Annotated in this window: 21 protein-coding genes and 2 tRNA genes; 20 read left to right on the top strand and 3 right to left on the bottom strand. The window is 72.8% G+C overall.

Annotated elements, in window-relative coordinates:
* The 4 genes from ileS to ndk all read left to right on the top strand — a co-directional run.
* The coding region (gene ileS, locus J1M37_RS06580) for an isoleucine--tRNA ligase (protein WP_206452356.1) at window positions 1-3,374 on the top strand (3,374 nt) is incomplete at its 5' end.
* A complete protein-coding gene (locus tag J1M37_RS06585) occupies window positions 3,374-4,927 on the top strand; it encodes a bifunctional folylpolyglutamate synthase/dihydrofolate synthase (RefSeq protein WP_060973659.1) in 1,554 nt (517 codons plus the stop codon). The genes ileS and J1M37_RS06585, both read left to right, overlap by 1 nt.
* Complete coding sequence (locus J1M37_RS06590; RefSeq protein ID WP_206452357.1) at window positions 4,924-5,424, top strand: DUF4233 domain-containing protein; 501 nt, start codon at window positions 4,924-4,926, stop codon at window positions 5,422-5,424. The genes J1M37_RS06585 and J1M37_RS06590 overlap by 4 nt, the downstream gene beginning before the upstream one ends.
* A gap of 75 nt (window positions 5,425-5,499) precedes the next feature.
* A complete protein-coding gene (gene ndk, locus J1M37_RS06595; protein ID WP_044659083.1) occupies window positions 5,500-5,922 on the top strand; it encodes a nucleoside-diphosphate kinase in 423 nt (140 codons plus the stop codon).
* Between the two features lie 86 nt (window positions 5,923-6,008).
* Here ndk and J1M37_RS06600 read toward each other — a convergent pair whose 3' ends face one another.
* Window positions 6,009-6,668 (bottom strand): vitamin K epoxide reductase family protein, encoded by a 660-nt coding sequence (locus J1M37_RS06600; protein ID WP_044659082.1) that lies wholly within the window; start codon window positions 6,666-6,668, stop codon window positions 6,009-6,011.
* 397 nt (window positions 6,669-7,065) lie between these two features.
* On the opposite strand from J1M37_RS06600, the gene J1M37_RS06605 reads away from it, so the two are divergent.
* From J1M37_RS06605 to J1M37_RS06655, 11 genes are all read left to right on the top strand, one after another.
* Window positions 7,066-10,263: an Rne/Rng family ribonuclease gene (locus J1M37_RS06605; RefSeq protein ID WP_241250922.1), complete on the top strand. Its 3,198-nt coding sequence runs from the start codon at window positions 7,066-7,068 to the stop codon at window positions 10,261-10,263.
* Window positions 10,264-10,495: 232 nt separating this feature from the next.
* Entirely contained in the window at window positions 10,496-10,801 is a 306-nt protein-coding gene (gene rplU, locus J1M37_RS06610; protein WP_002853919.1) for a 50S ribosomal protein L21, read from the top strand.
* Between the two features lie 51 nt (window positions 10,802-10,852).
* Window positions 10,853-11,110 carry a 50S ribosomal protein L27 gene (gene rpmA, locus J1M37_RS06615; protein ID WP_002853915.1) on the top strand — a complete coding sequence of 86 codons (258 nt, stop codon included), beginning with the start codon at window positions 10,853-10,855 and terminating at the stop codon, window positions 11,108-11,110.
* A gap of 169 nt (window positions 11,111-11,279) precedes the next feature.
* On the top strand, window positions 11,280-12,827 hold the full coding sequence (gene obgE / locus J1M37_RS06620) for a GTPase ObgE (RefSeq protein WP_020622077.1): 1,548 nt from the start codon (window positions 11,280-11,282) through the stop codon (window positions 12,825-12,827).
* Window positions 12,828-12,830: 3 nt separating this feature from the next.
* Window positions 12,831-14,036, top strand: coding sequence for a glutamate 5-kinase (gene proB / locus J1M37_RS06625; RefSeq protein WP_049145121.1), 1,206 nt, complete (start codon window positions 12,831-12,833; stop codon window positions 14,034-14,036).
* Window positions 14,037-14,109: 73 nt separating this feature from the next.
* The gene (locus J1M37_RS06630) at window positions 14,110-15,459 is read left to right on the top strand and encodes a glutamate-5-semialdehyde dehydrogenase (RefSeq protein WP_144786351.1); all 1,350 of its coding nucleotides are present in this window, start codon (window positions 14,110-14,112) and stop codon (window positions 15,457-15,459) included.
* 79 nt (window positions 15,460-15,538) lie between these two features.
* Complete coding sequence (locus J1M37_RS06635) at window positions 15,539-15,763, top strand: hypothetical protein (RefSeq protein ID WP_036316935.1); 225 nt, start codon at window positions 15,539-15,541, stop codon at window positions 15,761-15,763.
* A 74-nt stretch (window positions 15,764-15,837) separates the two neighbouring features.
* Complete coding sequence (gene nadD, locus J1M37_RS06640; protein ID WP_036316939.1) at window positions 15,838-16,485, top strand: nicotinate-nucleotide adenylyltransferase; 648 nt, start codon at window positions 15,838-15,840, stop codon at window positions 16,483-16,485.
* Window positions 16,482-16,907 carry a ribosome silencing factor gene (gene rsfS, locus J1M37_RS06645; protein WP_206452359.1) on the top strand — a complete coding sequence of 142 codons (426 nt, stop codon included), beginning with the start codon at window positions 16,482-16,484 and terminating at the stop codon, window positions 16,905-16,907. The genes nadD and rsfS overlap by 4 nt, the downstream gene beginning before the upstream one ends.
* Window positions 16,908-16,919: 12 nt before the next feature.
* Window positions 16,920-17,585 carry a histidine phosphatase family protein gene (locus J1M37_RS06650; protein ID WP_036316944.1) on the top strand — a complete coding sequence of 222 codons (666 nt, stop codon included), beginning with the start codon at window positions 16,920-16,922 and terminating at the stop codon, window positions 17,583-17,585.
* A gap of 121 nt (window positions 17,586-17,706) precedes the next feature.
* Window positions 17,707-17,779 (top strand) — tRNA-Ala (locus tag J1M37_RS06655).
* Between the two features lie 89 nt (window positions 17,780-17,868).
* On the opposite strand, the gene J1M37_RS06660 is transcribed toward J1M37_RS06655, so the two are convergent.
* Window positions 17,869-18,999 (bottom strand): oxidoreductase, encoded by a 1,131-nt coding sequence (locus J1M37_RS06660; RefSeq protein ID WP_144786350.1) that lies wholly within the window; start codon window positions 18,997-18,999, stop codon window positions 17,869-17,871.
* 170 nt (window positions 19,000-19,169) lie between these two features.
* Here J1M37_RS06660 and J1M37_RS06665 point away from each other — a divergent pair.
* Window positions 19,170-19,245 (top strand) — tRNA-Ala (locus J1M37_RS06665).
* Between the two features lie 243 nt (window positions 19,246-19,488).
* Entirely contained in the window at window positions 19,489-20,607 is a 1,119-nt protein-coding gene (locus tag J1M37_RS06670; RefSeq protein WP_144786349.1) for a hypothetical protein, read from the top strand.
* 102 nt (window positions 20,608-20,709) lie between these two features.
* On the opposite strand, the gene J1M37_RS06675 is transcribed toward J1M37_RS06670, so the two are convergent.
* The gene (locus tag J1M37_RS06675) at window positions 20,710-21,402 is read right to left on the bottom strand and encodes a TetR/AcrR family transcriptional regulator (RefSeq protein WP_043276383.1); all 693 of its coding nucleotides are present in this window, start codon (window positions 21,400-21,402) and stop codon (window positions 20,710-20,712) included.
* Window positions 21,403-21,564: 162 nt separating this feature from the next.
* On the opposite strand from J1M37_RS06675, the gene J1M37_RS06680 reads away from it, so the two are divergent.
* The 3 genes from J1M37_RS06680 to J1M37_RS06690 are packed head-to-tail and all read left to right on the top strand — an operon-like array spanning window position 21,565 to window position 26,167.
* Entirely contained in the window at window positions 21,565-23,097 is a 1,533-nt protein-coding gene (locus J1M37_RS06680; RefSeq protein WP_041103003.1) for a flavin monoamine oxidase family protein, read from the top strand.
* A gap of 26 nt (window positions 23,098-23,123) precedes the next feature.
* The gene (locus J1M37_RS06685; protein ID WP_036316957.1) at window positions 23,124-24,785 is read left to right on the top strand and encodes an APC family permease; all 1,662 of its coding nucleotides are present in this window, start codon (window positions 23,124-23,126) and stop codon (window positions 24,783-24,785) included.
* A complete protein-coding gene (locus J1M37_RS06690) occupies window positions 24,782-26,167 on the top strand; it encodes an NAD-dependent succinate-semialdehyde dehydrogenase (protein ID WP_095354173.1) in 1,386 nt (461 codons plus the stop codon). The genes J1M37_RS06685 and J1M37_RS06690 overlap by 4 nt, the downstream gene beginning before the upstream one ends.
* Window positions 26,168-26,210: the final 43 nt, after the last annotated feature.

Here is a 26,210-nt window from a genome sequence, read left to right on the forward strand (position 1 = left end):
CCTCCCCGCGCTTCCCGGAGATCGAGCGCCGCATCCTGGCGTACTGGGACGAGGACGGCACCTTCCAGGCCTCGATCGACCAGCGTCCCACCCGGAACGAGGACGGCTCGCAGAACGAGTTCGTCTTCTACGACGGCCCGCCCTTCGCCAACGGCCTGCCGCACTACGGCCACCTGCTCACCGGGTACGTCAAGGACCTCGTGGCCCGCTACCAGACGCAGCAGGGCCGCCGCGTGGAGCGCCGCTTCGGCTGGGACACCCACGGCCTGCCCGCCGAGCTCGAGGCGATGAAGCAGCTGGGCATGACGGACAAGTCCGAGATCGAGGCCATGGGCATCGACACGTTCAACGACGCCTGCCGCTCCTCGGTCCTGAAGTACACGGACCAGTGGCAGGACTACGTGACCCGCCAGGCCCGCTGGGTCGACTTCGAGAACGACTACAAGACCCTCACCCCGGACTTCATGGAGTCCGTGATCTGGGCCTTCTCCGAGCTGCACCGCAAGGGCCTGACCTACCGCGGCTTCCGCGTCCTGCCCTACTGCTGGAACGACGAGACCCCGCTGTCCAACCACGAGCTGCGCATGGACGACGACGTCTACAAGATGCGCCAGGACCCCTCGGTCACCGTCACGTTCCCGATCACCGGCCTCCCGGCGGACCCCGCCCTCGTGCCCGACGGCGGCGCCGACGCGGCGCTCGCCGCGCACCTGGCCGGCGTCCACGTCCTGGCCTGGACCACCACGCCCTGGACGCTGCCGACCAACGCGGCCCTCGCCGTCGGCCCCCAGATCCAGTACGCCGTGGTGCCGGCCGGCCCCGAGGGCGCGACCGCGGACGGGGACCGCTTCCTCCTGGCCGTGGACCTGGTGGGCGCCCACGCCAGGGAGCTCGGCTACGCCGATGCCGACGCCGCCCGCGCCGCGGTCACCGAGACGATCCCCGGCGCCCGCCTCGGCGGCCTGGCCTACGCGCCGCTGTTCACGGACGTGTTCGACGCCCACCGCGGGGAGACCTTCACCGTCAACGGCCGTGACCTCGGCGTCGAGGGCGCCCACCGCATCCTCGTGGACGACTACGTCTCCACCGAGGACGGCACCGGCGTGGTCCACCAGGCGCCGGCCTACGGTGAGGACGATCAGCGCGTGTGCGAGGCCAACGGCATCCCCGTGCTGCTCTCCGTGGACTCCGGTGCCCGGTTCCTGCCGCTGTTCGCCCGCGAGGACGTCGGGCGCGGCGACCTGCGCGAGATCGCCGGCGTGCAGGTCTTCGAGGCCAACCGCACGATCATCCGCGCCCTGCGCGCCCTGGGCCGCGTGGCCCGCGAAGCCTCCTACGAGCACTCCTACCCGCACTGCTGGCGGTGCCGCACGCCCCTGATCTACCGCGCGGTGACGTCCTGGTACGTCAAGGTCACCCAGATCAAGGAGCGCATGCTCGAGCTGAACGAGGAGATCACCTGGATCCCCGGCAACGTGAAGCACGGGCAGTTCGGCACGTGGGTCGCCAACGCGCGCGACTGGTCCATCTCCCGCAACCGGTACTGGGGCTCGCCCATCCCGGTGTGGGAGTCCGACCACCCCGACTTCCCCCGCCAGGAGGTCTACGGCTCGCTCGCGGAGATCGAGGAGGCCTTCGGCCGCCTGCCGCGCAACGCCCAGGGCGAGGTGGACCTGCACCGCCCGTGGGTGGACGACCTCACCCGCCCCCACCCGGACCCCGAGGCCGCCGCGGCCGGTGCGGTCATGCGCCGGGTCGAGGACGTGCTGGACGTCTGGTTCGACTCCGGCTCCATGCCGTACGCCCAGGTGCACTACCCGTTCGAGCGCGCGGACTGGTTCCCCACGCACAACCCGGCGGACTTCATCGTGGAGTACATCGGCCAGACGCGCGGCTGGTTCTACACCATGCACATCCTGGCGACCGCCCTGTTCGACCGGCCGGCCTTCTCCCACGTGATCTCGCACGGCATCGTGCTCGGCTCGGACGGACAGAAGATGTCCAAGTCGCTGCGCAACTACCCAGACGTCACGGAGGTCCTGGACCGCGACGGCGCGGACGCCATGCGCTGGTTCCTCATGGCCAGCCCCATCCTGCGCGGCGGCAACCTGATCGTCACGGAGGAGGGCATCCGCGAGGGCGTCCGCCAGGTGCTGCTGCCGGCGTGGAACGCCTACCACTTCTTCACCCTGTACGCGAACACCGCGCACGACGGCGGCGCCCGCCCCGAGGGGTACCGCGCGCAGGAGCGGCACACCGCAGAGGACCCCCTGGACCAGTACATCCTGGCCGCCACGGGCCGCATGCTGCGGGAGGTCAAGACCAGCCTGGACGCCTACGAGGTCTCGGACGCCACGGACGCGCTGCGCGGCTTCATGGACACCCTGACCAACTGGTACATCCGCCGGTCCCGTGAGCGGTTCTTCGACGAGGACACCGTCGCCTTCGACGTCCTCTACACCGTCCTGGAGGCCTTCGCCCGGGCCGCCGCACCGCTGATGCCGCTGATCGCCGAGGAGATCTGGCGCGGTCTCACGGGCGGCCGCTCGGTCCACCTGACCGACTACCCGGACGCCGACCTGTTCCCGCACGGGCCCGAGGCGGACTCCCTCGTGGCCCGGATGGACGCGGTGCGCCGCATCAGCTCGGCCGGCTCGGCCCTGCGCAAGGGGGCCGGGCGCCGGGTGCGCCTGCCGCTGCCCCGCCTGTCCGTCGTCGTCCCGGACGCGGCGGGCCTCGAGGGCACCTACGCCCGCATCGTGGCGGACGAGCTGAACCTCAAGGACGTCGAGCTCACCGAGCTCTCGGAGGAGGCGATCGCCCGCTACGGCATCGGCACGGAGCTGAAGCTGAACTTCCGCGAGCTCGGCAAGGCGTTCGGCCGGCAGGTGCCGCTCGTGAAGCAGGCGGTCGACGCCGGCGCGTACGAGGAGACGGCCGAGGGCCTGGCGGTCACGCTCGCCGACGGCGAGACCGTGACCCTGGCCCCCGCGCTCTACGAGCTGCGCACCGTCTCCACCGGTGCCCCCGAGGGGACCGCGGTGGGCGTGCTGCCCAGCACCGCCGGCTTCCTCGTGCTGGACACCGAGGTCTCCGCGGAGCTGGCCGCCGAGGGCACCGCCCGGGACGTGGTCCGCGCCGTCCAGGCGGCCCGCAAGGCCGCCGGCCTGGACGTCTCCGACCGCGTGCGCACGCGGATCGAAGGCCCCACCACCGTCGTGGCGGCGCTCGAGGCCCACCGCGGTCTCGTCGCGGAGGAGACCCTCACGGTGGACCTGGAGCTCGTGGACTCCGGCGCGGCCGACCCGCGCAAGGACCCGGCCGACGACGCCATGAAGACCGTGGCCGTCACCGTCGCGAAGGCGGACGCGTGATGCGCGCGGACGCCCCGGGCACGGTCGAGGAGGTCTACCGGGACCTGCTCGCCCGCGCCCCGGAGAACAAGATGCAGCCGCGGCTCGAGCCGATGCGGCGCGTGCTCGCGCTGCTCGGCGACCCGCAGCACGCGGCCCCGGTGATCCACCTGACCGGCACCAACGGCAAGACGTCCACGGCGCGGATGGTCGAGGCTGTCCTGCGCGCCTACGGGCTGCGGACCGGGCGCTACACCTCGCCGCATCTGCAGCGCGTCACGGAGCGGATCAGCATCGACGGCGCCCCGGTGGCCGACGAGACCTTCGTGCGCGTGTGGGGGGAGATCCTCCCGATCGTGCAGACCGTGGACGCGGAGCTCGAAGCCGCGGGCGAGGTCCCGCTGACGTACTTCGAGGCGGTCACCACGCTGGGCTTCGCGGTGTTCGCGGACGAACCCGTCGAGGTCGTCGTCCTCGAGGTGGGCCTCGGGGGCGTGACGGACGCGACCAACGTCGCGGACGCCGTCGTCTCCGTGGTCACCCCCATCTCCCTGGACCACACGGACCTGCTGGGGGAGACCGAGGCCGAGATCGCCGAGGAGAAGGCCGGCATCATCAAGCCCGGCGGCGCCCTCGTCTCCGCCGCCCAGGAGCGCGACGCCGCCCAGGTGCTGCTCGAGGCGGCCCGAGCGGCCGACGTGCCGTTCCGCTTCGAGGGCGTCGAGTTCGGCGTGCTCGAGCGCTCCCTGGCCGTGGGCGGCCAGCAGGTGTCCGTGCGTGGCCTCGCGGCCGAGTACCGGGACCTGTTCCTGCCGCTGCTCGGGGAGCACCAGGCGCAGAACCTCGCGGTGGCCGTGGCGGCCCTGGAGATGTTCCTGGGCGGCGGCGAGCGACCGCTGGACGAGGAGCTGCTGCGCGAGGGGCTGTCCCAGGTCACCTCGCCCGGCCGGCTCGAGGTGCTGCGCACCGCCCCCACGCTCATCGTGGACGCCGCCCACAACCCGGACGGCGTGCGGGCCACGGCCCGCGCGGTGCAGGAGGCGTTCGGCTTCACCCGCCTCTCGCTGGTCGTCGGGATCCTCCAGGAGAAGGACGCGCCGGGCATGCTCGCGGCGCTCTACCGGGCGTTCGGCGACGACGTGGAGGACCTCGCGGTGACGCAGTCCTCCTCGGCCCGCGCCATCCCGGCCGGGGAGCTGGCCCGCATGGCCGTCGACGCCGGCTGGCCCGAGGATGACGTGTACGCCACCGAGTCCGTGCCGGACGCCCTGGAGTGGGCGGTCGGCCGCGCGGAGGCCCTGGAGACGAGTGCGGATGAACTGGCCTCTGGCACCGGCGGCGGCGTGCTCGTGCTCGGTTCGATCACCCTGGCCGCCGAGGTCCGCACCCTCGTGGGCGAACCCCGGCATGCCGGCCCTGTCACCGTGGCCGCCCGCGGCCTCGACCCCGCCGACCTGCTCGACGCCGTCGGGCTGGCGGACGCCGACGAAGACGATCTGGACCCGGAGATCCTCGAGCTGCTCGAGGACCGCGACGACGCCGGCGCCCGCCGCCGGCCGGAGGAGGACCGATGACCGACGACCAGCCGGAGACCGGAGGCGCCACGGAGCAGGGGCGCTTCGGCGACGAGCCCTGGCGCCCCGCGCGCGAGACGCGAGCCCAGCGGCAGTGGCGCCCCGGCACTCGTCGGCGCCGCCGCTCCGTGCGCGCCCTGTTCACCTCCACGATCCTCATGCTCGAGGCGGTGCTCATCTTCTTCCTCGGGCTCATGCTGTTCGGCATGCACCGGGACGAGCCGGGCGCCTGGTGGTTCGTGGCGGGCTACTCCGCGCTGGCCGTCGTCGCGGTGTTGACCTGCGCCCTGGTGCGCAGGCCCGTCGGCATCGCGATCGGCTGGGCGATCCAGGCCGTCCTGCTGGCCTCCGGCTTCTGGGAGTACTCGATGTTCGTGGTGGGGGCCCTCTTCGCGCTGACGTGGGCGTACGCCGTGATCAAGGGCGGGGCCATGGACGTCGAGAACGCCCAGCGCGACCGCCTCCAGGCCGCCTGGGAGGCCGAGCACGGACGCTGAGACCCGGGCCCCACTAGGGTGGGGCGGGAACCGGACCGCGCTCGCGGCCGTCCGACGACGCTAGGAGCACACCCCATGACGCACCAGACCGAAGAGACCCTCGTCCTCATCAAGCCGGACGGGGTGGCCCGCAACCTGGTCGGCGAGATCCTCGCGCGCATCGAGCGCAAGGGCTACGTGATCGCCGATCTGAAGATGCTCACGCCCACCCGTGCCATGCTGGAGCGCCACTACGAGGAGCACCAGGGCAAGCCGTTCTTCGAGCCGCTGGTCGCGTTCATGGCCTCCGGCCCCGTGGTGGCCGCGCGCGTCACGGGCGATTCGGTGATCGAGGGGTTCCGCTCGCTGGCCGGCAAGACCGACCCCACCGTGGCCGCCCCGGGCACCATCCGCGGCGACCTGGGCCGGGACTGGGGCGAGGCCGTCCAGAAGAACCTCGTCCACGGTTCGGACTCGACCCTTTCGGCCGAGCGCGAGCTCGCGATCTGGTTCGGCTGAGCCCGTTCCGGGCCCGCACGACGGCGGCCGGTCACCCTGGTGGGGTGACCGGCCGCCGTCGTCGTGCCCGGTGGGGGAGCGCGGGCTCAGTCGATCCCGATGACCCCGAGGCCCAGTTCCAGCAGGATCGAGGCGAACACCAGGACGTAGAGGAGCACGATCACGGGCCAGGCCAGCTCCCGGGCGAGGCGGACGAGACCGGCCGGGGCCGGCAGCGTGCCGGTCTGCAGGTTCCGGGACGTCACGAGCACGAGCTGGGCGATGACCATGGCCCACACGATCATGCAGTAGAGGCAGAGCGTGCCGATGCTGTAGACGGCCGAGTACCAGAGCCACACGCAGAACGCGAAGCCCGCCAGGATCCCCGCGTTCATCAGCAGCCAGTACCAGCGGGCGAAGCGGGCGCCGGCGAGCAGGGACATCCCCACGGTGATGAGCACGGAGAACGCGACCACGCCGATGTACGTGTTCGGGAAGCCGAAGGTGTGGGCCTGCCACGACTGCATCACCTGGCCGCAGGACACCCACGGGTTGAGGTCGCAGGACGTGCGGTGCGTCGGGTCCGCGGTGAGGAGGGCGCGCTCGACGATGATGATGATGGTGGCCGTCAGCGCCACGAGCGAGGTGATCAGGAGCAGCGCCGCCGTGCCCGCGGGCCGGGCGTACCAGGTGAGCCGGGCCTCCTCGGCGGGGATGTCGTCGGCGGGGGAGAGGCGGATGTCGTCCGTCAGCGGGGTCGCAGGCATGGACACGATTCTAGGCGCGTGCCCGGGGCGGATGTGAGAGAATCGGCCCTGGCCGTCCCGTGGCCACACCGCGGGGCAGCCCGCTGCGCGCCCGACGTCGGGCCGCCGCCGAGGCGCCCCCGCGTCGAGCATCGTGCGGGAGGTGGACGCCGGGCTTCGCCCGTGCGCGTCCGTGCGCCGGCCGGCGGACGGCACGTGACGCCCAGGCCCCGATCTCGAGGGCGCAGCGGTTCCGCGCCGGGCCCTGACGGTCGACGCGGTCCACCCGATGACTTCTCGGAGTCCGCCTCCCGGCGCACCCGTGGCGCACGGCGCCCGGGGCAACGCGGCCGGCGGCGGACGCGGACACGCCGGGCGGCGGCGAGTGTGGCGTCGTCGGTCGGCGGGAGGTGCTGCCATGGCGGCCAACAACGAGGACACGACCCGCGCAGACGAACGCGTGGAGGAGACGGCCGAGCAGGCCGTGACGCAGACCGCGGCGGACACCGCCGCCGGGGCGGTTCAGCCGGAGCGGACCCCCGCGTCCGACGACGCCGCGGACGCGCCCGAGGAGCCGAGCGCGCCGACGCTGCAGGTCGACCCGACCGACCCGTTCGCCGTGCCGGCGAACCTGATCGAGGTCCTGCGCACCGAGACCACGTCCCGGCAGCGCTCCGAGGACGAGGACGCCGGAGAGTCCGAGGACCGGGCCGAGGGCGCCGTGGTCTCCCGCCGGCGCCGCCGACGCCGCCGCGGCGAGGTGGACATGGAGCTCGACGGCGGCGAGGCCGGCGATCCCGAGCACACCGTCACCCGCGTGCGCGCGCCGCGCCAGGCCGTGAGCACCGCCTCGGACACCGTCCAGAGCGTCAAGGGCTCCACCCGGCTCGAGGCGAAGCGCCAGCGCCGCCGCGACTCCCGCTCGGGCGGGCGTCGCCGCACCGTGATCACCGAGGCCGAGTTCCTGGCCCGCCGCGAGGCCGTGGACCGCAAGATGCTGGTGCGCCAGCGCGACCAGCGCATCCAGATCGCCGTGCTCGAGGACGGCGTGCTGGCCGAGCACTTCGTCTCGCACACCACGCAGGACTCGATGATCGGCAACGTGTACCTGGGCAAGGTCCAGAACGTGCTGCCGTCCATGGAGGCCGCGTTCGTGGACATCGGCCGCGGACGCAACGCCGTGCTCTACGCGGGCGAGGTCAACTGGGACGCCGCCCAGCTGGACGGCAAGCCGAGGAAGATCGAGAACGCGCTCAAGTCCGGCGACACCGTGCTCGTCCAGGTCACCAAGGACCCGGTGGGCCACAAGGGCGCCCGTCTGACCAGCCAGGTCTCCCTGCCCGGCCGCTACCTCGTGTACGTGCCGGGAGGCTCGATGACCGGCATCTCCCGCAAGCTGCCGGACGTGGAGCGCTCGCGTCTGAAGAAGATCCTCAAGGACCACCTGCCGCAGGACGCCGGCGTGATCGTGCGCACCGCGGCCGAGGGCACCTCCGAGCAGGAGCTGCAGAACGACATCAACCGTCTGCGCGCCCAGTGGGAGGGCATCCAGGAGAAGGCGTCCGGCACCAAGGTGCTCGCCCCCGAGCTGCTCTACGCCGAGCCGGACCTGACCATCAAGACGGTCCGCGACGTCTTCAACGAGGACTTCTCCGCCATGCTCGTGCAGGGCGAGGCCACGTGGGACAACATCGAGGCCTACGTGACCTACGTGGCCCCGCACCTGCTGGACCGGTTGCACCACTGGGTGCCGGAGGACCACGACGGCGAGGACCTGTACGCCACCCACCGCGTGGACGAGCAGCTCCACAAGGCGCTCGAGCGCAAGGTGTACCTGCCCTCCGGCGGCTCGCTCGTGATCGACCGCACCGAGGCCATGACCGTGGTGGACGTGAACACCGGCAAGTTCACGGGCTCCGGCGGCAACCTCGAGGAGACCGTCACCAAGAACAACCTCGAGGCCGCCGAGGAGATCGTCCGGCAGCTGCGCCTGCGGGACATCGGCGGCATCATCGTCATCGACTTCATCGACATGGTGCTCGAGGCCAACCGCGACCTCGTGCTGCGGCGTCTCGTGGAGTGCCTGGGCCGGGACCGCACGAAGCACCAGGTCGCCGAGGTGACCTCGCTCGGCCTGGTCCAGATGACGCGCAAGCGCATGGGCACCGGGCTCGTGGAGGTGTTCTCGGAGACCTGCGAGCACTGCGCCGGCCGCGGCATCATCATCAAGGACACCCCCGTCGAGCGGGGCCGCTCCGGCGGTGAGCAGCGCGGCGAGGCGGAGGGCCGCCGTCGTCGCCGGCGCCGGGGCAACGGCGAGGGCGAGCACGCCCACGCCGCCGCGGCCACGACGACGGGCGCCGAGCACGCCGACTCCGAGGACGAGCGGCAGCGCCGTGAGCGGGCCGAGGCCGCCCGGGTCGCCCTGCACTCGATCGCGAAGGCCTCCGGCAAGGTGGCCGAGGACGAGACCCCCGCGCAGGAGCCCGCCCCCGCCGAGCAGGCGGCGGACGCCGCCGAGGACTCAGTGGCCGAGGCCGTCGAGGCCGCGTCGACCGGGCCCGCGGAGGCCGGGGAGCCGGCCGCGGCGGACGAGGAGGAGACGCCGCGTCGCCGGCGCCGTCGGGGCCGCCGGCGCAGCCGGGGCCGCGCTGAGGAGTCGGGGGACACCGGCGCCGAGGTCGCGGGCTCTGAGGATGCCGCGCGGTCACACGACGACGGCCCCGCCGAGTCCGCCGATCAGCCCCGTCAGACGGAGGAGGAGGCCGAGCCGGCCGCCGCCGAGGCCCCCGAGCACCAGGACCCGGTCGCGCAGGCCGAGGAGGCCGAGTCCCCGGAAGACGCGGCTGAGCAGGGCGACCGTCCCCGCCGGTCCCGGCGTCGCCGGGGTGGCCGCGGGCGGTCTCGCCGAGGCGGCGAGGCGGCCTCGACCGAGGCCGACGCCGACGCCGAGGACCACGGTGCGGAGCGCGCGACGCCGTCGCGGCACGAGGCCGCGGACGCCGACTCCTCGGTGGCCGTGTCCTCCGAGGTCGCATCGGAGCCTGTGCCTGCCGAGGATGCCCCGGCGCCCGTGCCCGCCGAGGATGCCCCGGCGCCCCGGCGCCGCCGGTCCCGCCGGGCCTCGAGCGACGGCGTCGTCCGTCCGGCCGCCGGTGCGGACGCGTCCGCCGAGCGGACGGCCGACCGCACGGACGCGGCTCCGGTGGAGGCCACCGAGCCCTCGCCCGAGGAGTCCACGGACGCCACCGAGGTCCACGAGCAGCCCGCCGCCCCGGCCGCCGCCGAGGAGGCCGTGATGGTGGAGCCTGCGGCGACCGAGCCGACGGCGGAGCCCACGGCGGACGCGGACCAGGCGTCCGCCGCGGACGCCCCGACCGAGGCCCAGGCGGCTCCGACCGCCCCGGTGCCTGGATCGCCGCGCCGGCGCTCGCGTCGCGCCGTGTCGTCCGACGGCGTCCACGTCCAGGTCCAGGCCGCGCCCGGCGGCGCCCAGGGCGGCCGCTTCACCGCGGCCGTGGCCGAGGCGTCCACCCCCGCCGAGCCGCAGGGTGCCGCCCCGGTGATGCTCGGCGTCGGAGTGAAGGCCGCCGACCTGGCCCGTCGCGGCCGCTGACCGTCGTCGGTGCCGCCGCCCCGGGCCTGCCCCGGGCGGCGGCGACGCGCCGACACGCCTCTGTTTGGTCCGGATGCCCGGCAGCGAGTATGCTGGACCATCGGTGTTCACCGCCCGCACGCTCCCGCATGTCCCGGTGAGGGACCGCCGGACCCGGACGCAGCTGCGGTCGAGGTGCGGGCGAGCAGAACCCGATCTGATCCATTGAAACGTCGAGAGAAGTGAGTCCCAAGTGGTGTACGCGATTGTCCGCGCTGGCGGCCGCCAGGAGAAGGTTTCCGTCGGAGACCTCGTTACCCTCGACCGCGTTCCCGCTGAGACCGGTGGCTCCGTCGAGCTGCCCGCTCTGATGCTGGTGGACGGGGACGAGGTCAAGGCTGGTGCCGATGCCGCCGGTGTGAAGGTGACCGCCGAGGTCGTCTCCCACTCCCGTGGCAAGAAGGTCGTCATCATGAAGTACAAGAACAAGACCGGCTACAAGAAGCGCCAGGGCCACCGCTCTGAGCTGTCCACGGTCAAGATCACCGGGATCGCCTGAGCCGTCACCGGCACCGGCGAAACCGAGCATCCGAGAGGTTAGGCAACAGCAATGGCACATAAGAAGGCCGGCAGTTCCTCGAAGAACGGCCGCGATTCGAACCCGCAGTACCTCGGCGTCAAGCGCTACGGCGGCGAGGACGTCAACGCCGGCGAGATCATCGTCCGCCAGCGTGGCACCAAGTTCCACCCGGGCCGCAACGTCGGCCGCGGCAAGGACGACACCCTCTTCGCGCTGTCCGCGGGCTCCGTGGCCTTCGGCCAGCGCCGCGGCCGCAAGGTCGTGGACATCGTCCCCGCCGCGGAGTGATCTGACACTCGTGCGGTCTGCGTGCGGACCCTCGCCCGGCGAGGACACCCGCACCCCCTGACGCCCCGGCGGGGGCGGGCCCGGCATCCACCGGACCCGCCCCCGCCGTCGGCGTCTCCGGCCCCTGGGCCGTCTGAGTCCGATCCCTCCAGCCCCTAGGAGCACTCCCATGGCAGCCTTCGTGGACCGCGTGGTCCTCCACCTCACCGCCGGCAACGGCGGGCACGGGTGCGTCTCCGTGCATCGCGAGAAGTTCAAGCCCCTGGGTGGCCCCGACGGCGGCGACGGGGGCGACGGCGGCGACATCACCCTCGTGGTGGACTCGCAGACCACCACGCTGCTGGACTACCACCACGCCCCGCACCGGTCCGCTGAGAACGGCCAGCCGGGCATGGGCGACCACCGCGAGGGCAAGAACGGCCAGTCGCTCGTGCTGCCCGTGCCGGACGGCACGGTGGTCAAGGATGAGCAGGGCAACATCGTGGCCGATCTCGTGGGGGAGGGCGCGACCTACGTCGCCGCCGCCGGCGGTCAGGGCGGCCTCGGCAACGCGGCTCTGGCCTCCGTGAAGCGCAAGGCGCCCGGCTTCGCGCTGCTCGGCCTGCCGGGGGAGAGCCGGGACCTGACGCTCGAGATCAAGACCGTGGCGGACGTCGCGCTCGTGGGCTTCCCCTCGGCCGGCAAGTCCTCCCTCATCGCTGCCCTGTCTGCGGCCCGTCCCAAGATCGCGGACTACCCGTTCACCACGCTCGTGCCCAACCTCGGGGTCGTGCAGGCCGGCGACGTGCGCTTCACCGTGGCCGACGTCCCGGGCCTGATCCCCGGTGCCTCGGAGGGCCGCGGCCTCGGCCTGGAGTTCCTGCGCCACGTCGAGCGCTGCGCCGCGCTCGTGCACGTCCTCGACTGCGGCAGCCTCGAGTCCGACCGCGACCCGATCGCCGACTTCGAGGCCATCGAGGCCGAGCTCGAGGCCTACGCGGTGGAGCCCGTCTTCTCCCAGGGCGGGGAGGGCGTCGTACCGCTGAACGAGCGGCCCCGCCTCATCGCCCTGAACAAGACCGACCTGCCCGACGGCGCCGCGATGGCGGACATGGTCCGCGACGAGCTCGAGGGCCGTGGCCTACGGGTCTTCGACATCTCCGCGCTGGCCCGCGAGGGCCTGGACGCCCTCAAGTACGCCATGGCCGAGCTCGTGGCGGAGGCCCGTTCCCGGGTGGTCGAGCCCGCGCCGGCCGCGCCCGTCGAGGTGCCGCGCCGGCATCGCCGCCGTGGCGAGCGGGCCGAATTCACGATCCGCCGCGAGGAGCGCAACCTCGAGCCGCTGTTCCGCGTGCGCGGCGAGAAGCCCGAGCGGTGGGTCGCCCAGACGGACTTCCAGAACGACGAGGCGATCGGCTACCTTGCGGACCGGCTCCAGCGGGCCGGCGTCGAGGACGGCCTGTTCAAGGCCGGTGCGAGGCCGGGCGACGCCGTCGTGATCGGCGACGACGTCACGGGCGTCGTCTTCGACTGGGAGCCCACGCTGTCCGCGGGAGCCGAGCTGCTCGCCGGGCCCCGTGGCACCGACCTGCGGCTCGACGAGCGCACCCGCGCGACCCGCGCGGAGAAGCGCGCCGAGCAGGATGCCCGCCGGGCCGCCCGTGCGGCGACCCGGGCCGAGATGGAGGCCGAGCGACGCTCCGGCCTGTGGACCGACACCGACGATCGAGAGGGATGATCCATGTCCGTGCGGCGCACCGTCGTCACCCGCTATCCGACCCCCGCCACGCGCGGCTCCGAGGACCCGCGGGCCAACCCCGTGACCTCGCGGGAGACGATGCAGGCCGCACGCCGGGTGGTCGTGAAGATCGGCTCGTCCTCGCTGACCACCCCGGACGGCCTGGACGTGGAGGCCATCGACCGGCTCGTGGACGTCCTCGCCGCCGAGCGGCAGAAGGGCACCCAGGTGGTGCTCGTGTCCTCCGGCGCCATCGCGGCCGGCTTCCCCCACCTCGGGCTGGGCCGACGCCCCAAGGACACCGCCACCCAGCAGGCCTCGGCGGCGGTCGGCCAGAGCAAGCTCATGGCGCACTACACCACGAGCTTCGGCCGGCACGACACGGAGGTGGCGCAGGTGCTCCTCACCGCCGAGGAGCTCATGCGGCGCACCCAGTACACGAACGCGCACCGCGCCCTGTCGCGGCTGCTCACGCTCGACGTGATGCCGATCGTGAACGAGAACGACGCCGTGGCCACGCGCGAGATCCGCTTCGGCGACAACGACCGCCTCGCGGCCCTCACCGCCAACCTCTGCAAGGCGGACCTGCTGGTCCTGCTCTCGGACGTGGACGCCCTCTACACGGGCCACCCCTCGAACCCGGACGCACGGCGCATCCCGGAGGTCACCTCGGACGACGATCTGGCCGGCGTCGACGTGCGCGTGCCCGGTTCCGCGGGCGTGGGCACGGGCGGCATGGTGACCAAGGTGGACGCGGCCGGCATCGCGGCCACCACCGGCATCCCGACCCTGCTCACCTCGGCCGCGAACGCGGGCGCCGCGTTCGCGGGGGAGGACGTGGGCACGTGGTTCTCCGCCACCGGCCGCCGCCGGTCCGCGCGCGCGGCGTGGCTCGGCCTCACGGCGGAGGTCCGGGGCCGGCTCGTCATCGACGACGGCGCGGTGGCCGGGGCGATCGACCGCGGCCGCTCCCTGCTGGCCGCGGGCATCACCGGCTGCACGGGCGACTTCACGCCGGGCGACGTCGTCGAGATCGTGGACGCGCACGGCCGGGTGCGGGCGCGCGGCCTCGTGCAGTACTCCTCGTCGCAGCTGCCCGCCATGCTCGGGCGGACGACCGCCGACCTCCGCGAGGACCTGGGCGCGGGCTACGACGGCGTCGTCGTGCACGCCGACGACTGGGTGCGCCTGGCTCCGCCGCAGCGCTGACCGGCACGGGCTCCGGCCGCGGCGACGGACCGGGGCCTCGTGCCTCGTCCGGGGCGCTCGATAGGCTGGGGGCATGCAGACCACCGAGAGCACCGCACCCCAGGATCAGTCCGGCCGCCAGGACGCCGAGGCGCCGACGCCCGAGGTCGAGGAGGCCGTCCGCCAACGGGCCGAGTGGGCGCGTCAGGCCGTGCCCGAGCTGGCCACCGCCGGCCGCGTCCGCAAGGACGCCGTCCTGCGCCACATGGCCGAGGCCCTGCGCGCCAACGCGGCCGCGATCATCACGGCCAACCGCGAGGACCGCAGCCGCGGCCGCGAGGCCGGCACCTCGGCGGCCATGCTGGACCGCCTCAAGCTGGACGAGGCGCGCGTCGAGGCGCTGGCCCTCGCCCTGGAGACCCTGGCCGGCCTGCCGGACCCCGTGGGCACCGTGGTCCGCGGCGGCCCGCTGCCCAACGGCGTGCGGATGAGCCAGGTGCGGGTGCCCCTGGGCGTCGTGGGCGCCGTGTACGAGGCCCGTCCGAACGTCACGGTGGACATCGCCGGCATCGCCCTGAAGTCGGGCAACGGCGTGATCCTGCGCGGCGGCTCGGCCGCGGAGTCCACCAATGCGGTCCTGATCCAGGTGCTGCGGGAGGCGCTCGTGGACCAGGGCTTCGACCCCAACATCATCCAGGGCATCGACGACCTCGGACGTCCTGGCGTCGCCGCCCTGATGGCCGCCCGTGGCGCGGTGGACGTCCTCGTCCCGCGCGGCGGCCGTGAGCTGATCCAGCGCGTGGTCCGTGAGGCCCGGGTGCCCGTGATCGAGACGGGTGAGGGCAACGTGCACCTGTACGTGGACGCCTCCGCACCCAAGCAGATGGCGGTGGACATCGTGCTCAACTCGAAGACCCACCGCACCTCCGTGTGCAATGCGGCCGAGACCCTGCTGCTCCACCGGGACGCGGAGGAGACGGGCCGAGAAGTGCTGCGCGCCCTCACCCGTGCCGGCGTGCTGCTGCACGTGGACGAGGCCGCGCGGGCCTGGCTGCCCACGCTCGCCGACCGCGGCGACCACGCCCGGGACGCCGTGGACGCCACCGAGGAGGACTGGGGCACCGAGTACCTGGACATGGAGATGGCCGTGCGCGTCGTGGACTCCCTCGACCAGGCGATCGAGCACATCGGCCGGTGGTCCACGGGCCACACCGAGGCCATCGTCACGAACGACCTGGCCGCGGCCGAGCGGTTCATCACCGAGGTGGACGCCGCGGCCGTCATCGTGAACGCGTCCACGCGCTTCACCGACGGCGGCGAGCTCGGCCTCGGCGCCGAAGTGGGCATCTCCACCCAGAAGATGCACGCCCGCGGGCCCATGGGCCTGGAGGAGCTCACGACCACCAAGTGGATCCTGCGCGGCGACGGGCAGATCCGCCGCTGAGCCGGGCTACGATGGACACCAGGACCCCTTCGGCCCGGCCCCGGCCCGGCCGTCTGACCCGCTGCACCGAGGAGCATCCATGCTGAACACCTCCCTGATCCTGGCCGCCGCCGAGGAGGGCCACCACGTCGTCAACGAGCTGCCGATGGACCCCATCTGGTACGGCCTGCTCGTCTTCGCGCTGCTGATGGCCGCCCTGGCCGCCACCATGTCCATGCGCTCCCGCGCGCTGCGCCTGCCCGAGCCCACCACCGCGGTCCAGCACCACGGCACCGGCCGCGGCTCGCACACCTCCGGTCACTGACGTCTCACCGGCCCGCCGCGTCGCCGCCTCCGCCGGGGGCGACGCGGCGGGCCGTCCGTTCGTCTCCTGAGCGCATGACCGTCGCCTCCCGCACCCCCGTCCCCGCGCCCACCGCCGGGGGCGCGCACCGTCGTCGCCTCGGCATCATGGGCGGCACCTTCGACCCGATCCACCACGGGCACCTCGTGGCCGCCTCCGAGGTGGCCGCCGAGTTCGAGCTGGACGAGGTCGTCTTCGTCCCCACGGGCCAGCCGTGGCAGAAGTCGGACCGGCAGGTCTCCCCGGCCGAGGACCGCTACCTCATGACCGTGGTGGCCACCGCCTCCAACCCCCGGTTCACCGTCTCCCGCGTGGACATCGACCGCCCCGGCGTGACCTACACCGTGGACACGCTGCGGGACCTGCGCCGCCTGCACCCGGACGCCGAGCTGTTCTTCATCACCGGCGCGGACGCCATGGGCCAGATCCTCACGTGGAAGGACGTGGACGAACTCTGGGACCTGGCGCACTTCGTCGGTGTCACCCGTCCCGGCCACGACCTCTCGGACATGGGCCTGGGCGCCGACGTCTCCCTGATGGAGATCCCCGCCATGGCGATCTCCTCCACGGACTGCCGGGAGCGCGTCCGCCGGGGCCGGCCCGTCTGGTATCTCGTCCCGGACGGCGTCGTCCAATACATCGCCAAGCACCACCTCTACGTCTCGGAAGAGGAGACCTCGTGACCGTTCCCCAGACCACCCTGGACGCCCTCACCACCGCCGCGGCCGCCGCCGCGGACAAGCTCGGCACGCACATCGTCGCGTTCGACGTCGCCGAGCGGCTCGGCCTCACCGACGCCTTCCTGATCGCCTCCGGCGCCTCGGAGCGTCAGGTCAACGCGATCGTCGACGGCGTCGAGGAGGCGCTGTTGAAGGACGAGCAGCTCAAGCCGTTGCGTCGCGAGGGCCGGTCCAACGGCCACTGGGTGCTGCTCGACTACGGACACTTCGTGGTGCACGTCCAGCATCGCGAGGACCGCGAGTTCTACGCGCTGGACCGCCTGTGGAAGGACACCCCGGCGATCGACCTCGGCCTGCCGGAGGAGAGCACCCGACCGGACGCGGCCACCCAGGACGACGGCGCCTCCGCCTCGCACGCCTCCTGAGCGGGCCGGGAGATGCGCCTGATCCTGCTGCGACACGGCGAGACCGACTGGAACGCCCTGGACCGGTACCAGGGGCACACGGACATCGAGCTGAACGCCGAGGGGGAGGGCCAGGCGCGTCGCGCCGCCGGCGGGCCCGTGGGCGACCTGATCGAGGACGCGGAGGAGCTCGTGGCCGTGTGCTCCCCGCTGGCCCGGGCGCGGCGCACGGCCGAGATCGTCCTCCAAGCCCGGGTGGGCGCGGCGTCCGTGGCCGTCGACCCGGAGCTGATGGAGCTGGCCGGGGGAGAGTGGGAGGGCCTGGAGCTCAGTTCCATCGCGGAACGCTGGCCGGACGAGCACCGCCTCTGGCGGCCCGAGCCGGCTCTCGACGCCGGCCCCGTGGGCGGGGAGACCCTGCGCGGGGGCGGCGAGCGGGCCCTGCGTGCGCTGCGCGGACACGTGCCCCCGCACTGGGCAGACACTCCGCGCGACGGTGGTGCCCAGACTCTGCTCGTCGTGGCCCACGGTGCGCTGATCCGCGCGGCCACGGGGCTGCTCCTGCGTCACGAGGGCGAGGCCTTCGCGGCGATGGAACGGATCGGCAACGCCCGCGCCGCCGTGCTGCAGGGCGCGTTCACTGCCGACACCGGGGCCGAGGGCTGGGGCGACTGGACCTTCGAGGGCTACAACATCTGAGGGCGCCTCGGCCCGGACGCCGATTTGGCGCCCGCGCGGGGACCGTGTACGCTGGTCGAGTTGCCAGCGAGGCGAACGGGCCGGAAACGGCGCGTGAACATCGCGGGCGACGCCCACATCTGGGGGTATGGCGCAGTTGGTAGCGCGTCTGCATGGCATGCAGAAGGTCAGGGGTTCGAATCCCCTTACCTCCACCCGTCAGAAGGCCCGGTCCGTACGGACCGGGCCTTCGTCGTCGTCGGACTCCCGTGCGGGGCCGGGAGGCGACCGCCGCCCCGCGACATCACCGCGGTTCTGCACTGCGGTGATGTCGCTCCGCCGCGGTCGGTGCGGGGGACACGCCGGGGTACGCTGCGCGCTCCGCCGCCGTGAGTGCGGGTTCCACCGCACGGCCCTCCCGCGCCGAGGCGACGGCGGCCTCGAGCACCGCCATCACGGCGACGGCCTGGTCGGGGGTGGCGGCGTCGCTGCTCGCGCGGCCCAGGATCGCGTCGCGCACGCCCGCGTAGGACCGCTGCTGGGCTCCGATCGGCGCGGGGACGCGCTCGGTGTTCCCCTCCCCGTCGTGCAGGAGGATCGGGTCCGGATCGACGCCCCAGCCCTCGGCGCCGGGGAGCAGACCAGCGCGCAGCTGCGCCTCCTGCTGATCCGGCAGTTCCTTCACCGCGGTGCCACGCGTGCCGTGGACCGCGAAGCGCGGGCTGCCGCCGGCCACGAGCATCGACGCCTGCAGGACCACGCGCCGGCCCGGATACTGCAGCACGCAGTGCGCCCAGTCCTCGACCGGGGCACCCGGACGCAGGGCCGCGAGGTCGGCGTCCACGCGTTCGGGGACGCCGAAGAGCAGGAGCGCCTGGTCGACCAGGTGCGGTCCGAGGTCGAACCAGATGCCGCCCCCGGGCACCGCGGCTTCCCGCCAGCGGCTCCGGACGGTCGGGCGGAAGCGGTCGATCCGGGACTCGAGGTGGACGACGTCTCCGAGCCGGCCGGAGCGGACGAGCTCGGCGATGCCCAGGAAGTCGCTGTCGAAGCGGCGGTTCTGGAACACCCGCAGCACCCGCCCCGTCTCGGCCGCGAGGTCGCGCAGCTCCCGCGCCTCGGCGAGACTCAGCGTGAACGGCTTGTCCACCACCACGTGCCTGCCCGCCCTGAGGGCGGCGCGCGCGAGCGGCGTGTGCTGGTCGTTCGGGGCGGCGATCACCACGAGGTCCACGTCGTGCCACGCCAGGAGCGCGTCCACGTCGGGCACCACGACGACGTCCGGCAGATCCGCGTGCACCGCGTCCGGGCGGCTCGAGACGACATGGGTGAGAGCGAGTCCCTCCGTGGCGTGGAGCAGGGGGACGTGGAACGTCTTCCCGGCGAACCCATAGCCGATCAGGGCGGTGCGGATCGGTGCGTCAGTGCGGGACATGCAGGACCTCCTGGGCTGGCGGGGGGGCATGGGGGCGTCTCCTGCACGCTAGGCCGTGGCGTCGCGGCGGTCCATCGACGCCGCCCGGCCGGTTTGCGCGGTTGCCGCAGGCCGGGTATTCTGTTCAGGTGCTCCGGCCGGTCCGCCGGAAACGGAGTCACCACCCACCTGGGGGTATGGCGCAGTTGGTAGCGCGTCTGCATGGCATGCAGAAGGTCAGGGGTTCGAATCCCCTTACCTCCACCAGTCAGAAGGCCCGGTCCGTGCGGACCGGGCCTTCGTCGTCGTGACGGCCAGCTCGCCGTCGAGAACCACCGGTCACGGCCGGGTTGCGGTCCAGCGTCGATCACGCATCGACGTCGCACAGCCCTTTCACGGCAGGCTCTCGGCGGACAGACTCGAGGCGTCCCCACCCGTGGAGCCCGGAACGCCGGTGCTGCAGAGGCGGGGGCCGCCGGCCCTGTCCGGCCGACTCAGTGAGGAGCTGCCATGTCCGTCATCCGTACCCGTCGTCCCTCCCTCCGTCACCTGCCCGCCGCCGTCGCCGCCGCCGGCCTCGTCACCACCGTCGCCCTCGCCGGCCCCGCCGCCGCCTGGGACGACGCCCACGGCCCCCAGGCCGGCTACTTCCAGGCCGTCGACCACGAGAACGTCACCGCGGCCTTCTTCCAGACCTACGACGGATACGACCCGGAGGACCTCACGCTCACGCTCACCCCGGTGGCCGAGGACGGCACCCGCCTGGAGGGCGGCCAGGAGGTCGAGTTCACCGCCCTGGACGTCATCGACGGCGGCGCCGTAGACGTCCTCGAGACCCGCCGCGCGCTCGGCGCGGCCGGTGAAGGCCTCGTGCGGTACGACGTCGTGGCCGACGGGCAGATGCTGAACATGGGCATCACGCTCCAGGCGGACGCCGACCTCACCGACGATCAGGGGGCGGCCGTGCACTCCGTCGACGGCCCGCAGATGGCCCACCTCGGGGACCGGCCCCTGGCCTGGGATTCGGCCATGCAGTTGGCACCCGGGGTGGAGGGCGCCGAGATCGTCCACCTGGTCGCCGCGCCGACGATGGAGAACACCTACGCGACGGTCGTGGCCGAGCCGGCCCACGGTGAGGTCTTCGCGTTCCGTGACTCGGAGCGCTCCGAGCTCCGTGCCTGGTACATCCCCGAGGAGGGCTTCGTCGGCACGGACACCTTCACCGTCGACTTCCACAGCGAGCACGTCGCCCATGTCCAGACCGTCACCGTGCACGTCGGCGAGGAGATCCCCGCCGCGTACGACGGCTTCCTCGATGCCGAGGACGGCGTCCTCAACGGGAAGCCGCTCGACCTGACCGACCCGGACAACGCCGCGGCGCTGGCCGCGTTCCGGGGCGACGAGGCCGCCCCGGCTCCGGAGGACGAGGAGGAGCGGCCTGCGCCCGCGCCGGTGGAGGAGGAGGAACGGCCCGCTCCGGTCGAGGACGACGGCGACGCCGACGAGCAGCACACGACCCCGGACACCGTCGAGACGGGGCAGTCCACCGGCTGGTGGCTGGCCGGCCTCGGCGCCGCCGCCGCGGGGGTGCTGGTCGCGGCCCGCCGTCGTCTGGGTCTGACCGACTGACAGCCTGCCGCGCACAGATCCGTCGACGCGCCGCCCCTCTCACACGCAGGGGCGGCGCGTCCGTGCCGGCGTCGGGACGGCGCCGGGTCGGAAGTCCGCGCGTCAGTCGCCGAGGCCCGCGAGCAGCAGGTCCAGTCCCTCCTCGAAGGGTGCGTCCGCGTAGGGGTTCCGCGCCCCCGTCGCGCGCGTGCCCCCGCCCGCCCGGAAGGCCTCGGCGGCCGCGCCGAGCGCGGGCAGGCGCTCCTGCGCCCCCGCCACCTCGAAGATGTCGGCCGGAGCGTCGACGTCGTACGCAGACCCGTAGATGAACGACTCGAGCGCGATCACCCGGGCCAGCACCTGCTCCGGCGCCAGACCGGTCCGGGCCAGCACCGCGCACACCGTCTCATAGACGCGCTGCGTCGACGGGGCGCCCTCGATCGGCAGGGTGGCGATGAGCGGGATCAGCGGCGGATGGGCCGCGAAGACGTCGCGGTAGGAGCGCGCCCACGCCCGCAGGGCGGCGACGACGGGCGCCTCGCCCAGGATCGCGGCCTCCAGCTCTACGAGTGAGACCTCGCCCATCACGGCGTCCTGCAGCAGGACGAGCAGTTCATGTTTGCCGCTGATGTGGTTGTAGAGCGCGCTCGGCGCCACGCCCAGGCGACGGCCGACCGCCGCCATGGTGAGCCCTTCGTATCCCTCGGTGCGGGCGACCACGAGCGCCGCGTCCGCGATCGCTTCGCGGCTCAGAGCGGGGGAGAGAGGTCGTCCGCGGCGGCGGCGCGTCCGGGGCGGTTCAGGGGTCTCGTCCATCCGGCCATTCTGACCCGTCGGACGGACAGGAGGTGTCAGGCCGGCCACGGACCGGCCTTCCCTTCCCGGCGCGCGGCCCGTACAGTGAGCGCCGACACTCTAAATGAACGGCATTCACCCGGGCTCTGCCCGATGCCCCGTCCCCGCCAGAGGAGCACCCCCATGACCACCGCCCCCGCCACCGCCGGCCGCGAGCGCCGGACGAGCGACGTCGTCGTGATCGGCGCCGGCCCGGCCGGCCTCATGGCCGCCCGCACCGCGAAGGCCCAGGGCCTGTCCGTCACCGTCCTGGAGGCTCGCCGGCGCGTCGGCGGCCGCACCTGGAACGGCCTGGTCGAGGGCGCCGACGGCAAGGACCACTTCATCGAGATCGGCGGCCAGTGGATCTCCCCGGACCAGACCCGCCTCATCTCCCTGGTGGAGGAGCTCGGCCTGCCGACGTTCTCCCGCTTCCGCGACGGTCGCAACGTCTACGTGGACCCGCGCGGAGAACGCCACGTCTACGACGGCCTCGACTTCCCGGTGGCCGAGAAGACGGACCGGGAGATGGATCGCCTGATCGCCAAGATCGACGAACTGACCGCAGAGATCGACGCCGCCGCCCCGTGGGAGCACCCGCGGGCCGCCGAGCTGGACAAGATCTCCTTCCGGCACTGGCTGGAGCAGCAGTCCGACGACCCGGAGGCCATCGACAACGTCTCCATCTACATCGCCTCCGGCATGCTGACCAAGCCCTCCCACACCTTCTCCCTGCTCCAGGCGCTGCTCATGTCCGCCTCGGCGGGGTCGTTCCGCAACCTGGTGGACGAGGACTTCATCCTGGACAAGCGCGTCGAGGGCGGCATGCAGTCCGTGTCCCTGGCCATGGCCGCCGAGCTGGGCGACGACGTCGTCCTCGGCCAGCCGGTGCGCACCCTGCGCTGGGCCGAGCCGGACCCGTCCACCGCGGACGAGAAGAACGGTGTGGCCGCAGACGTGCGCAACGGCGTGGCGCACGACGGCGCCGCCGGCGACGTCGTGGCGCTCACTGACGACTACGAGGTGCACGCCCGCTACGCGGTCCTGGCCGTCCCGCCGAACCTCTACAGCCGCATCTCCTTCGAGCCGCCGATGCCGCGCGAGCAGCAGATCGCGCACCAGCACATCTCCATGGGCCTGGTCATCAAGGTGCACGCCGTGTACGAGACCCCGTTCTGGCGCGAGGAGGGCCTGTCCGGCACGTGCTTCGGTGGGGGCCGTCTCGTCCAGGAGATCTATGACAACACCAACCGCGGCGAGAACCTGGCCGGTGGCGCCCCGGGCAAGGAGGACCCGCACGGCACCCTCGTCGGCTTCGTGTCCGACGTGTACGCGGAGCAGATGTGGGCCCTGCCGGAGGAGGAGCGCAAGGCCGCGATCCTCGGCGCCATGGCCGAGTACCTCGGCCCCCGGACCCTCGAGCCGATCGCGTTCTTCCTCTCGGACATGGCCGCCGAGGAGTGGACCCGAGGCGCCTACGCCACCAGCTACGACCTCGGCGGGCTCTCCCGCTGGGGCCACCTCCAGAACCGCCCGACCGGTCCCATCCACTACGCGTGCTCGGACATCGCAGCCGAGGGCTACCAGCACGTGGACGGCGCGATCCGCATGGGCGAGGCCGCCGCCCTGGCCATCGCCGAGCGGGAAGCCACCGACGCGGGGCAGCCCACCGGCTGACCGGCCCGACGGACAAGGACATCCTCATGAGCGCATCCACCCCACGACGCCGCGTCGTCGACAATGAGGGACACGAGCACGTGTACCCGACCACCTCCGCCATCGAGCAGGTCAACCTGCTCAACCCGGGCGGGGTGAGCAACAAGGGGCTCCAGGCCGGCAAGGTCGGCCTGCTCGGGGCGGTGGTGATCGGCGTCTCCGTCGTCGCCCCCGCCTACACGTTGACCTCGGGCCTCGGGCCGACCATCAGCACCGTCGGCACCCACGTGCCCGCGATCCTGCTGCTCGGCTTCATCCCGATGCTCCTGGTGGCCCTCGGCTACCGGGCGCTGAACACGCGGGTGCCGGACTCCGGCACGTCGTTCACCTGGGCCACGCACGCCTTCGGGCCGTATGTCGGGTGGATGGGCGGCTGGGGGCTCATCGCCGCCTCCGTGATCGTGCTGTCCAACCTGGCGGCCGTCGCCGTCGACTTCACGTTCCTGCTGCTCGCCCAGATCACCGGGAGCCAGGCCATCGCGGACCTGGCCGGCAACCTGTGGGTCAACATCCCCCTGACCCTGGTGTACCTGGCCCTGGCCGGATGGATCTCGCACCGCGGCATGGAGACCACCAAGCACCTGCAGTACATCCTGGTGGCCTTCCAGATCCTGGCCCTCGGTGCGTTCGCGGTCGCCGCCCTGACGCAGTCCTCCCGTGGCGCGGGCTTCGACCCCACCCCGGTGCAGCTGGACTGGTTCAACCCGTTCACCGCGGGCGACTTCAGTGTGGTCGCGGCCGGCGTCTCCCTGTCCATCTTCCTGTTCTGGGGCTGGGACGTGACCCTCACGATGAACGAGGAGACCAAGGACCCCGAGCGCACCCCCGGCCGGGCCGCCGCCGTCACCGTGTTCGTCATCATCGCCGTCTACATCCTGTCCGCCCTGGCCGTGATCTCCTGGGCGGGCATCGGCTCCGAGGGCCTGGGCGCGGGCAACCCGGACAACCAGGAGTCGATCTTCGCGGTCCTCGCCGGCCCGATCCTGGGCCCCTTTGCCGTGATCATGTCCAGCGCGATCCTCGTCAGCTCCCTGGCCTCCCTGCAGTCCACCATGGTCTCCCCGGCCCGCACCCTGCTGGCGATGGGCTTCTACCGGGCTGTGCCCGCGCGCTTCGCCGAGCTGAGCCCCCGGTTCAACAGCCCGGCCTTCGCGACCTGGGTGTGCGCGGGCTTCGCCGGCCTCTTCTACGTCGTCACGCGGCTGCTCTCCGAGAACGCCCTGTGGGACACCATCACCGCTCTGGGCCTGATGATCTGCTTCTACTACGGCATCACCGCCCTGGCCTGCGTCTGGTACTTCCGCCGCGAGTGGTTCACCTCGGTGGGCAACGCCCTCACCACCTTCCTGTTCCCGCTGATCGGCGGCCTCGTGCTGCTGGTGATGTTCTGCGTGACCGCGATGGACTCCACCGACCCCGACTACGGCTCCGGCTCCTCCGTGTTCGGTGTCGGCACCGTGTTCATCCTGGGCATGGGCGTGCTGGCCATCGGCGTGGTACTGATGATGTGGACGCGGCTGCGCCACCCGGCCTACTTCCGTGGCGAGACCCTGCCGCAGACGGACTCGACCCGACCCATCCCGATCATCCGTCCGGACGACGACGGCACTGCCGTGGTCCGGGACCCCAACGAGAGGACCCACTCATGAGCACCCCCACCGGCTATCGCGTGCAGGACCCCAGCACCGACCAGGTCGTGGAGACCTTCCCCGCCCTCGCCGACGGTGAGGTCGACCAGGTGCTGGCCGCCGCCGAGACCGCCCAGCGCGCATGGGCCGCCCGCCCCATCGAGGAACGCGCCACCATCGTGCAGAAGGTCGCGGACCTCTTCGAGGAGCGCAAAGACGAGCTCGCGCAGATCATCGCCACCGAGATGGGCAAGCGCGTGACCGAGGGCGTCGAGGAGGCGGAGTTCAGCTCGGCCATCTTCGGCTACTTCGCGGACAAGGGCCCCACCCTCGCCGCGGACCGCCCCATCGAGACCTACGGGGGCGGCCGCGCCATGATCCGCCACCTGCCCCTGGGTGTGCTGCTGGGCGTCATGCCGTGGAACTTCCCGTACTACCAGATCGCCCGTTTCGCCGCGCCGAACCTCATGCTCGGCAACGCGATCGTGCTCAAGCACGCCGAGATCTGCCCGCGCTCGGCCCTGGCCGTGCAGCAGATCATGGACGACGCCGGCGTGCCGGCCGGCGTGTACACCAACGTGTTCGCCACGCACGACCAGATCGCCGAGTTCATCGCCGACCCGCGCGTGGCCGGCGTCTCCCTGACCGGCTCCGAGCGGGCCGGCTCCGTGATCGGCGCGCTCGCGGGCCAGCACCTCAAGAAGGCCGTCCTCGAGCTCGGCGGGTCGGACCCGTACATCGTGCTCGACGCCGAGGATCCGGCCGAGGCCGCCCGCACCGCGTGGGCGACCCGCATGTACAACATGGGCCAGGCCTGCAACTCCAACAAGCGCATGATCGTCTCGGCGGACATCCATGACGCCTTCGTGGCCGAGCTGGTGTCCCTGGCCGACGCCATGAAGCCCGGGGAGGCCGCCGACGAGGACCCGACGGTGTTCACCCCGCTGTCCTCGCGCGGTGCCGCCGAGGGCCTGGCCGAGCAGGTGGAGCGGGCCCGTCAGCAGGGCGCGACCGTCCACGTCGGCGGGACCGTCACGGACGAGGCGGGCGCCCGCTTCGCCCCGGCCGTGATCACGGGCGTCACCTCCGAGATGGACGCCTACCGCGAGGAGCTCTTCGGCCCCGTCGCCGTCGTCTACAAGGTGGAGTCCGCGGACGAGGCGCTCGCTCTCGCCAACGACTCCCAGTACGGCCTGGGCGGCGCCGTGTTCTCCCAGGACGAGGCTCAGGCCGAGCGGATCGCCCGGCAGCTCGAGGTCGGCATGGCCAACGTCAACACGCCGGCGGGAGAAGGGGCGGAGATCCCGTTCGGCGGCATCAAGCGCTCCGGCTTCGGCCGCGAGCTCGGCCCGCTCGGCATGGACGAGTTCGTCAACAAGCAGATGTACTTCGTCCAGGACTGACACCCCACGACGACGACGGGCCCGCCTCCGGTGACCGGAGGCG

Source organism: Micrococcus sp. KRD012 (genome assembly GCF_017168555.1).
GTDB classification, from domain to species: Bacteria; Actinomycetota; Actinomycetes; order Actinomycetales; family Micrococcaceae; genus Micrococcus; species Micrococcus luteus.

Bases quoted from the DNA above. Each gene is read 5' to 3' on its own strand.
- J1M37_RS06585 (WP_060973659.1), top strand. From the start codon at position 3,374: ATGCGCGCGGACGCCCCGGGCACGGTCGAGGAGGTCTACCGGGACCTG.
- J1M37_RS06590 (WP_206452357.1), top strand. From the start codon at position 4,924: ATGACCGACGACCAGCCGGAGACCGGAGGCGCCACGGAGCAGGGGCGC.
- ndk (WP_044659083.1), top strand. From the start codon at position 5,500: ATGACGCACCAGACCGAAGAGACCCTCGTCCTCATCAAGCCGGACGGG.
- J1M37_RS06600 (WP_044659082.1), bottom strand. From the start codon at position 6,668: ATGCCTGCGACCCCGCTGACGGACGACATCCGCCTCTCCCCCGCCGAC.
- J1M37_RS06605 (WP_241250922.1), top strand. From the start codon at position 7,066: ATGGCGGCCAACAACGAGGACACGACCCGCGCAGACGAACGCGTGGAG.
- rpmA (WP_002853915.1), top strand. From the start codon at position 10,853: ATGGCACATAAGAAGGCCGGCAGTTCCTCGAAGAACGGCCGCGATTCG.
- obgE (WP_020622077.1), top strand. From the start codon at position 11,280: ATGGCAGCCTTCGTGGACCGCGTGGTCCTCCACCTCACCGCCGGCAAC.
- proB (WP_049145121.1), top strand. From the start codon at position 12,831: ATGTCCGTGCGGCGCACCGTCGTCACCCGCTATCCGACCCCCGCCACG.
- J1M37_RS06630 (WP_144786351.1), top strand. From the start codon at position 14,110: ATGCAGACCACCGAGAGCACCGCACCCCAGGATCAGTCCGGCCGCCAG.
- J1M37_RS06635 (WP_036316935.1), top strand. From the start codon at position 15,539: ATGCTGAACACCTCCCTGATCCTGGCCGCCGCCGAGGAGGGCCACCAC.
- nadD (WP_036316939.1), top strand. From the start codon at position 15,838: ATGACCGTCGCCTCCCGCACCCCCGTCCCCGCGCCCACCGCCGGGGGC.
- J1M37_RS06650 (WP_036316944.1), top strand. From the start codon at position 16,920: ATGCGCCTGATCCTGCTGCGACACGGCGAGACCGACTGGAACGCCCTG.
- J1M37_RS06660 (WP_144786350.1), bottom strand. From the start codon at position 18,999: ATGTCCCGCACTGACGCACCGATCCGCACCGCCCTGATCGGCTATGGG.
- J1M37_RS06670 (WP_144786349.1), top strand. From the start codon at position 19,489: ATGTCCGTCATCCGTACCCGTCGTCCCTCCCTCCGTCACCTGCCCGCC.
- J1M37_RS06675 (WP_043276383.1), bottom strand. From the start codon at position 21,402: ATGGACGAGACCCCTGAACCGCCCCGGACGCGCCGCCGCCGCGGACGA.
- J1M37_RS06680 (WP_041103003.1), top strand. From the start codon at position 21,565: ATGACCACCGCCCCCGCCACCGCCGGCCGCGAGCGCCGGACGAGCGAC.
- J1M37_RS06685 (WP_036316957.1), top strand. From the start codon at position 23,124: ATGAGCGCATCCACCCCACGACGCCGCGTCGTCGACAATGAGGGACAC.
- J1M37_RS06690 (WP_095354173.1), top strand. From the start codon at position 24,782: ATGAGCACCCCCACCGGCTATCGCGTGCAGGACCCCAGCACCGACCAG.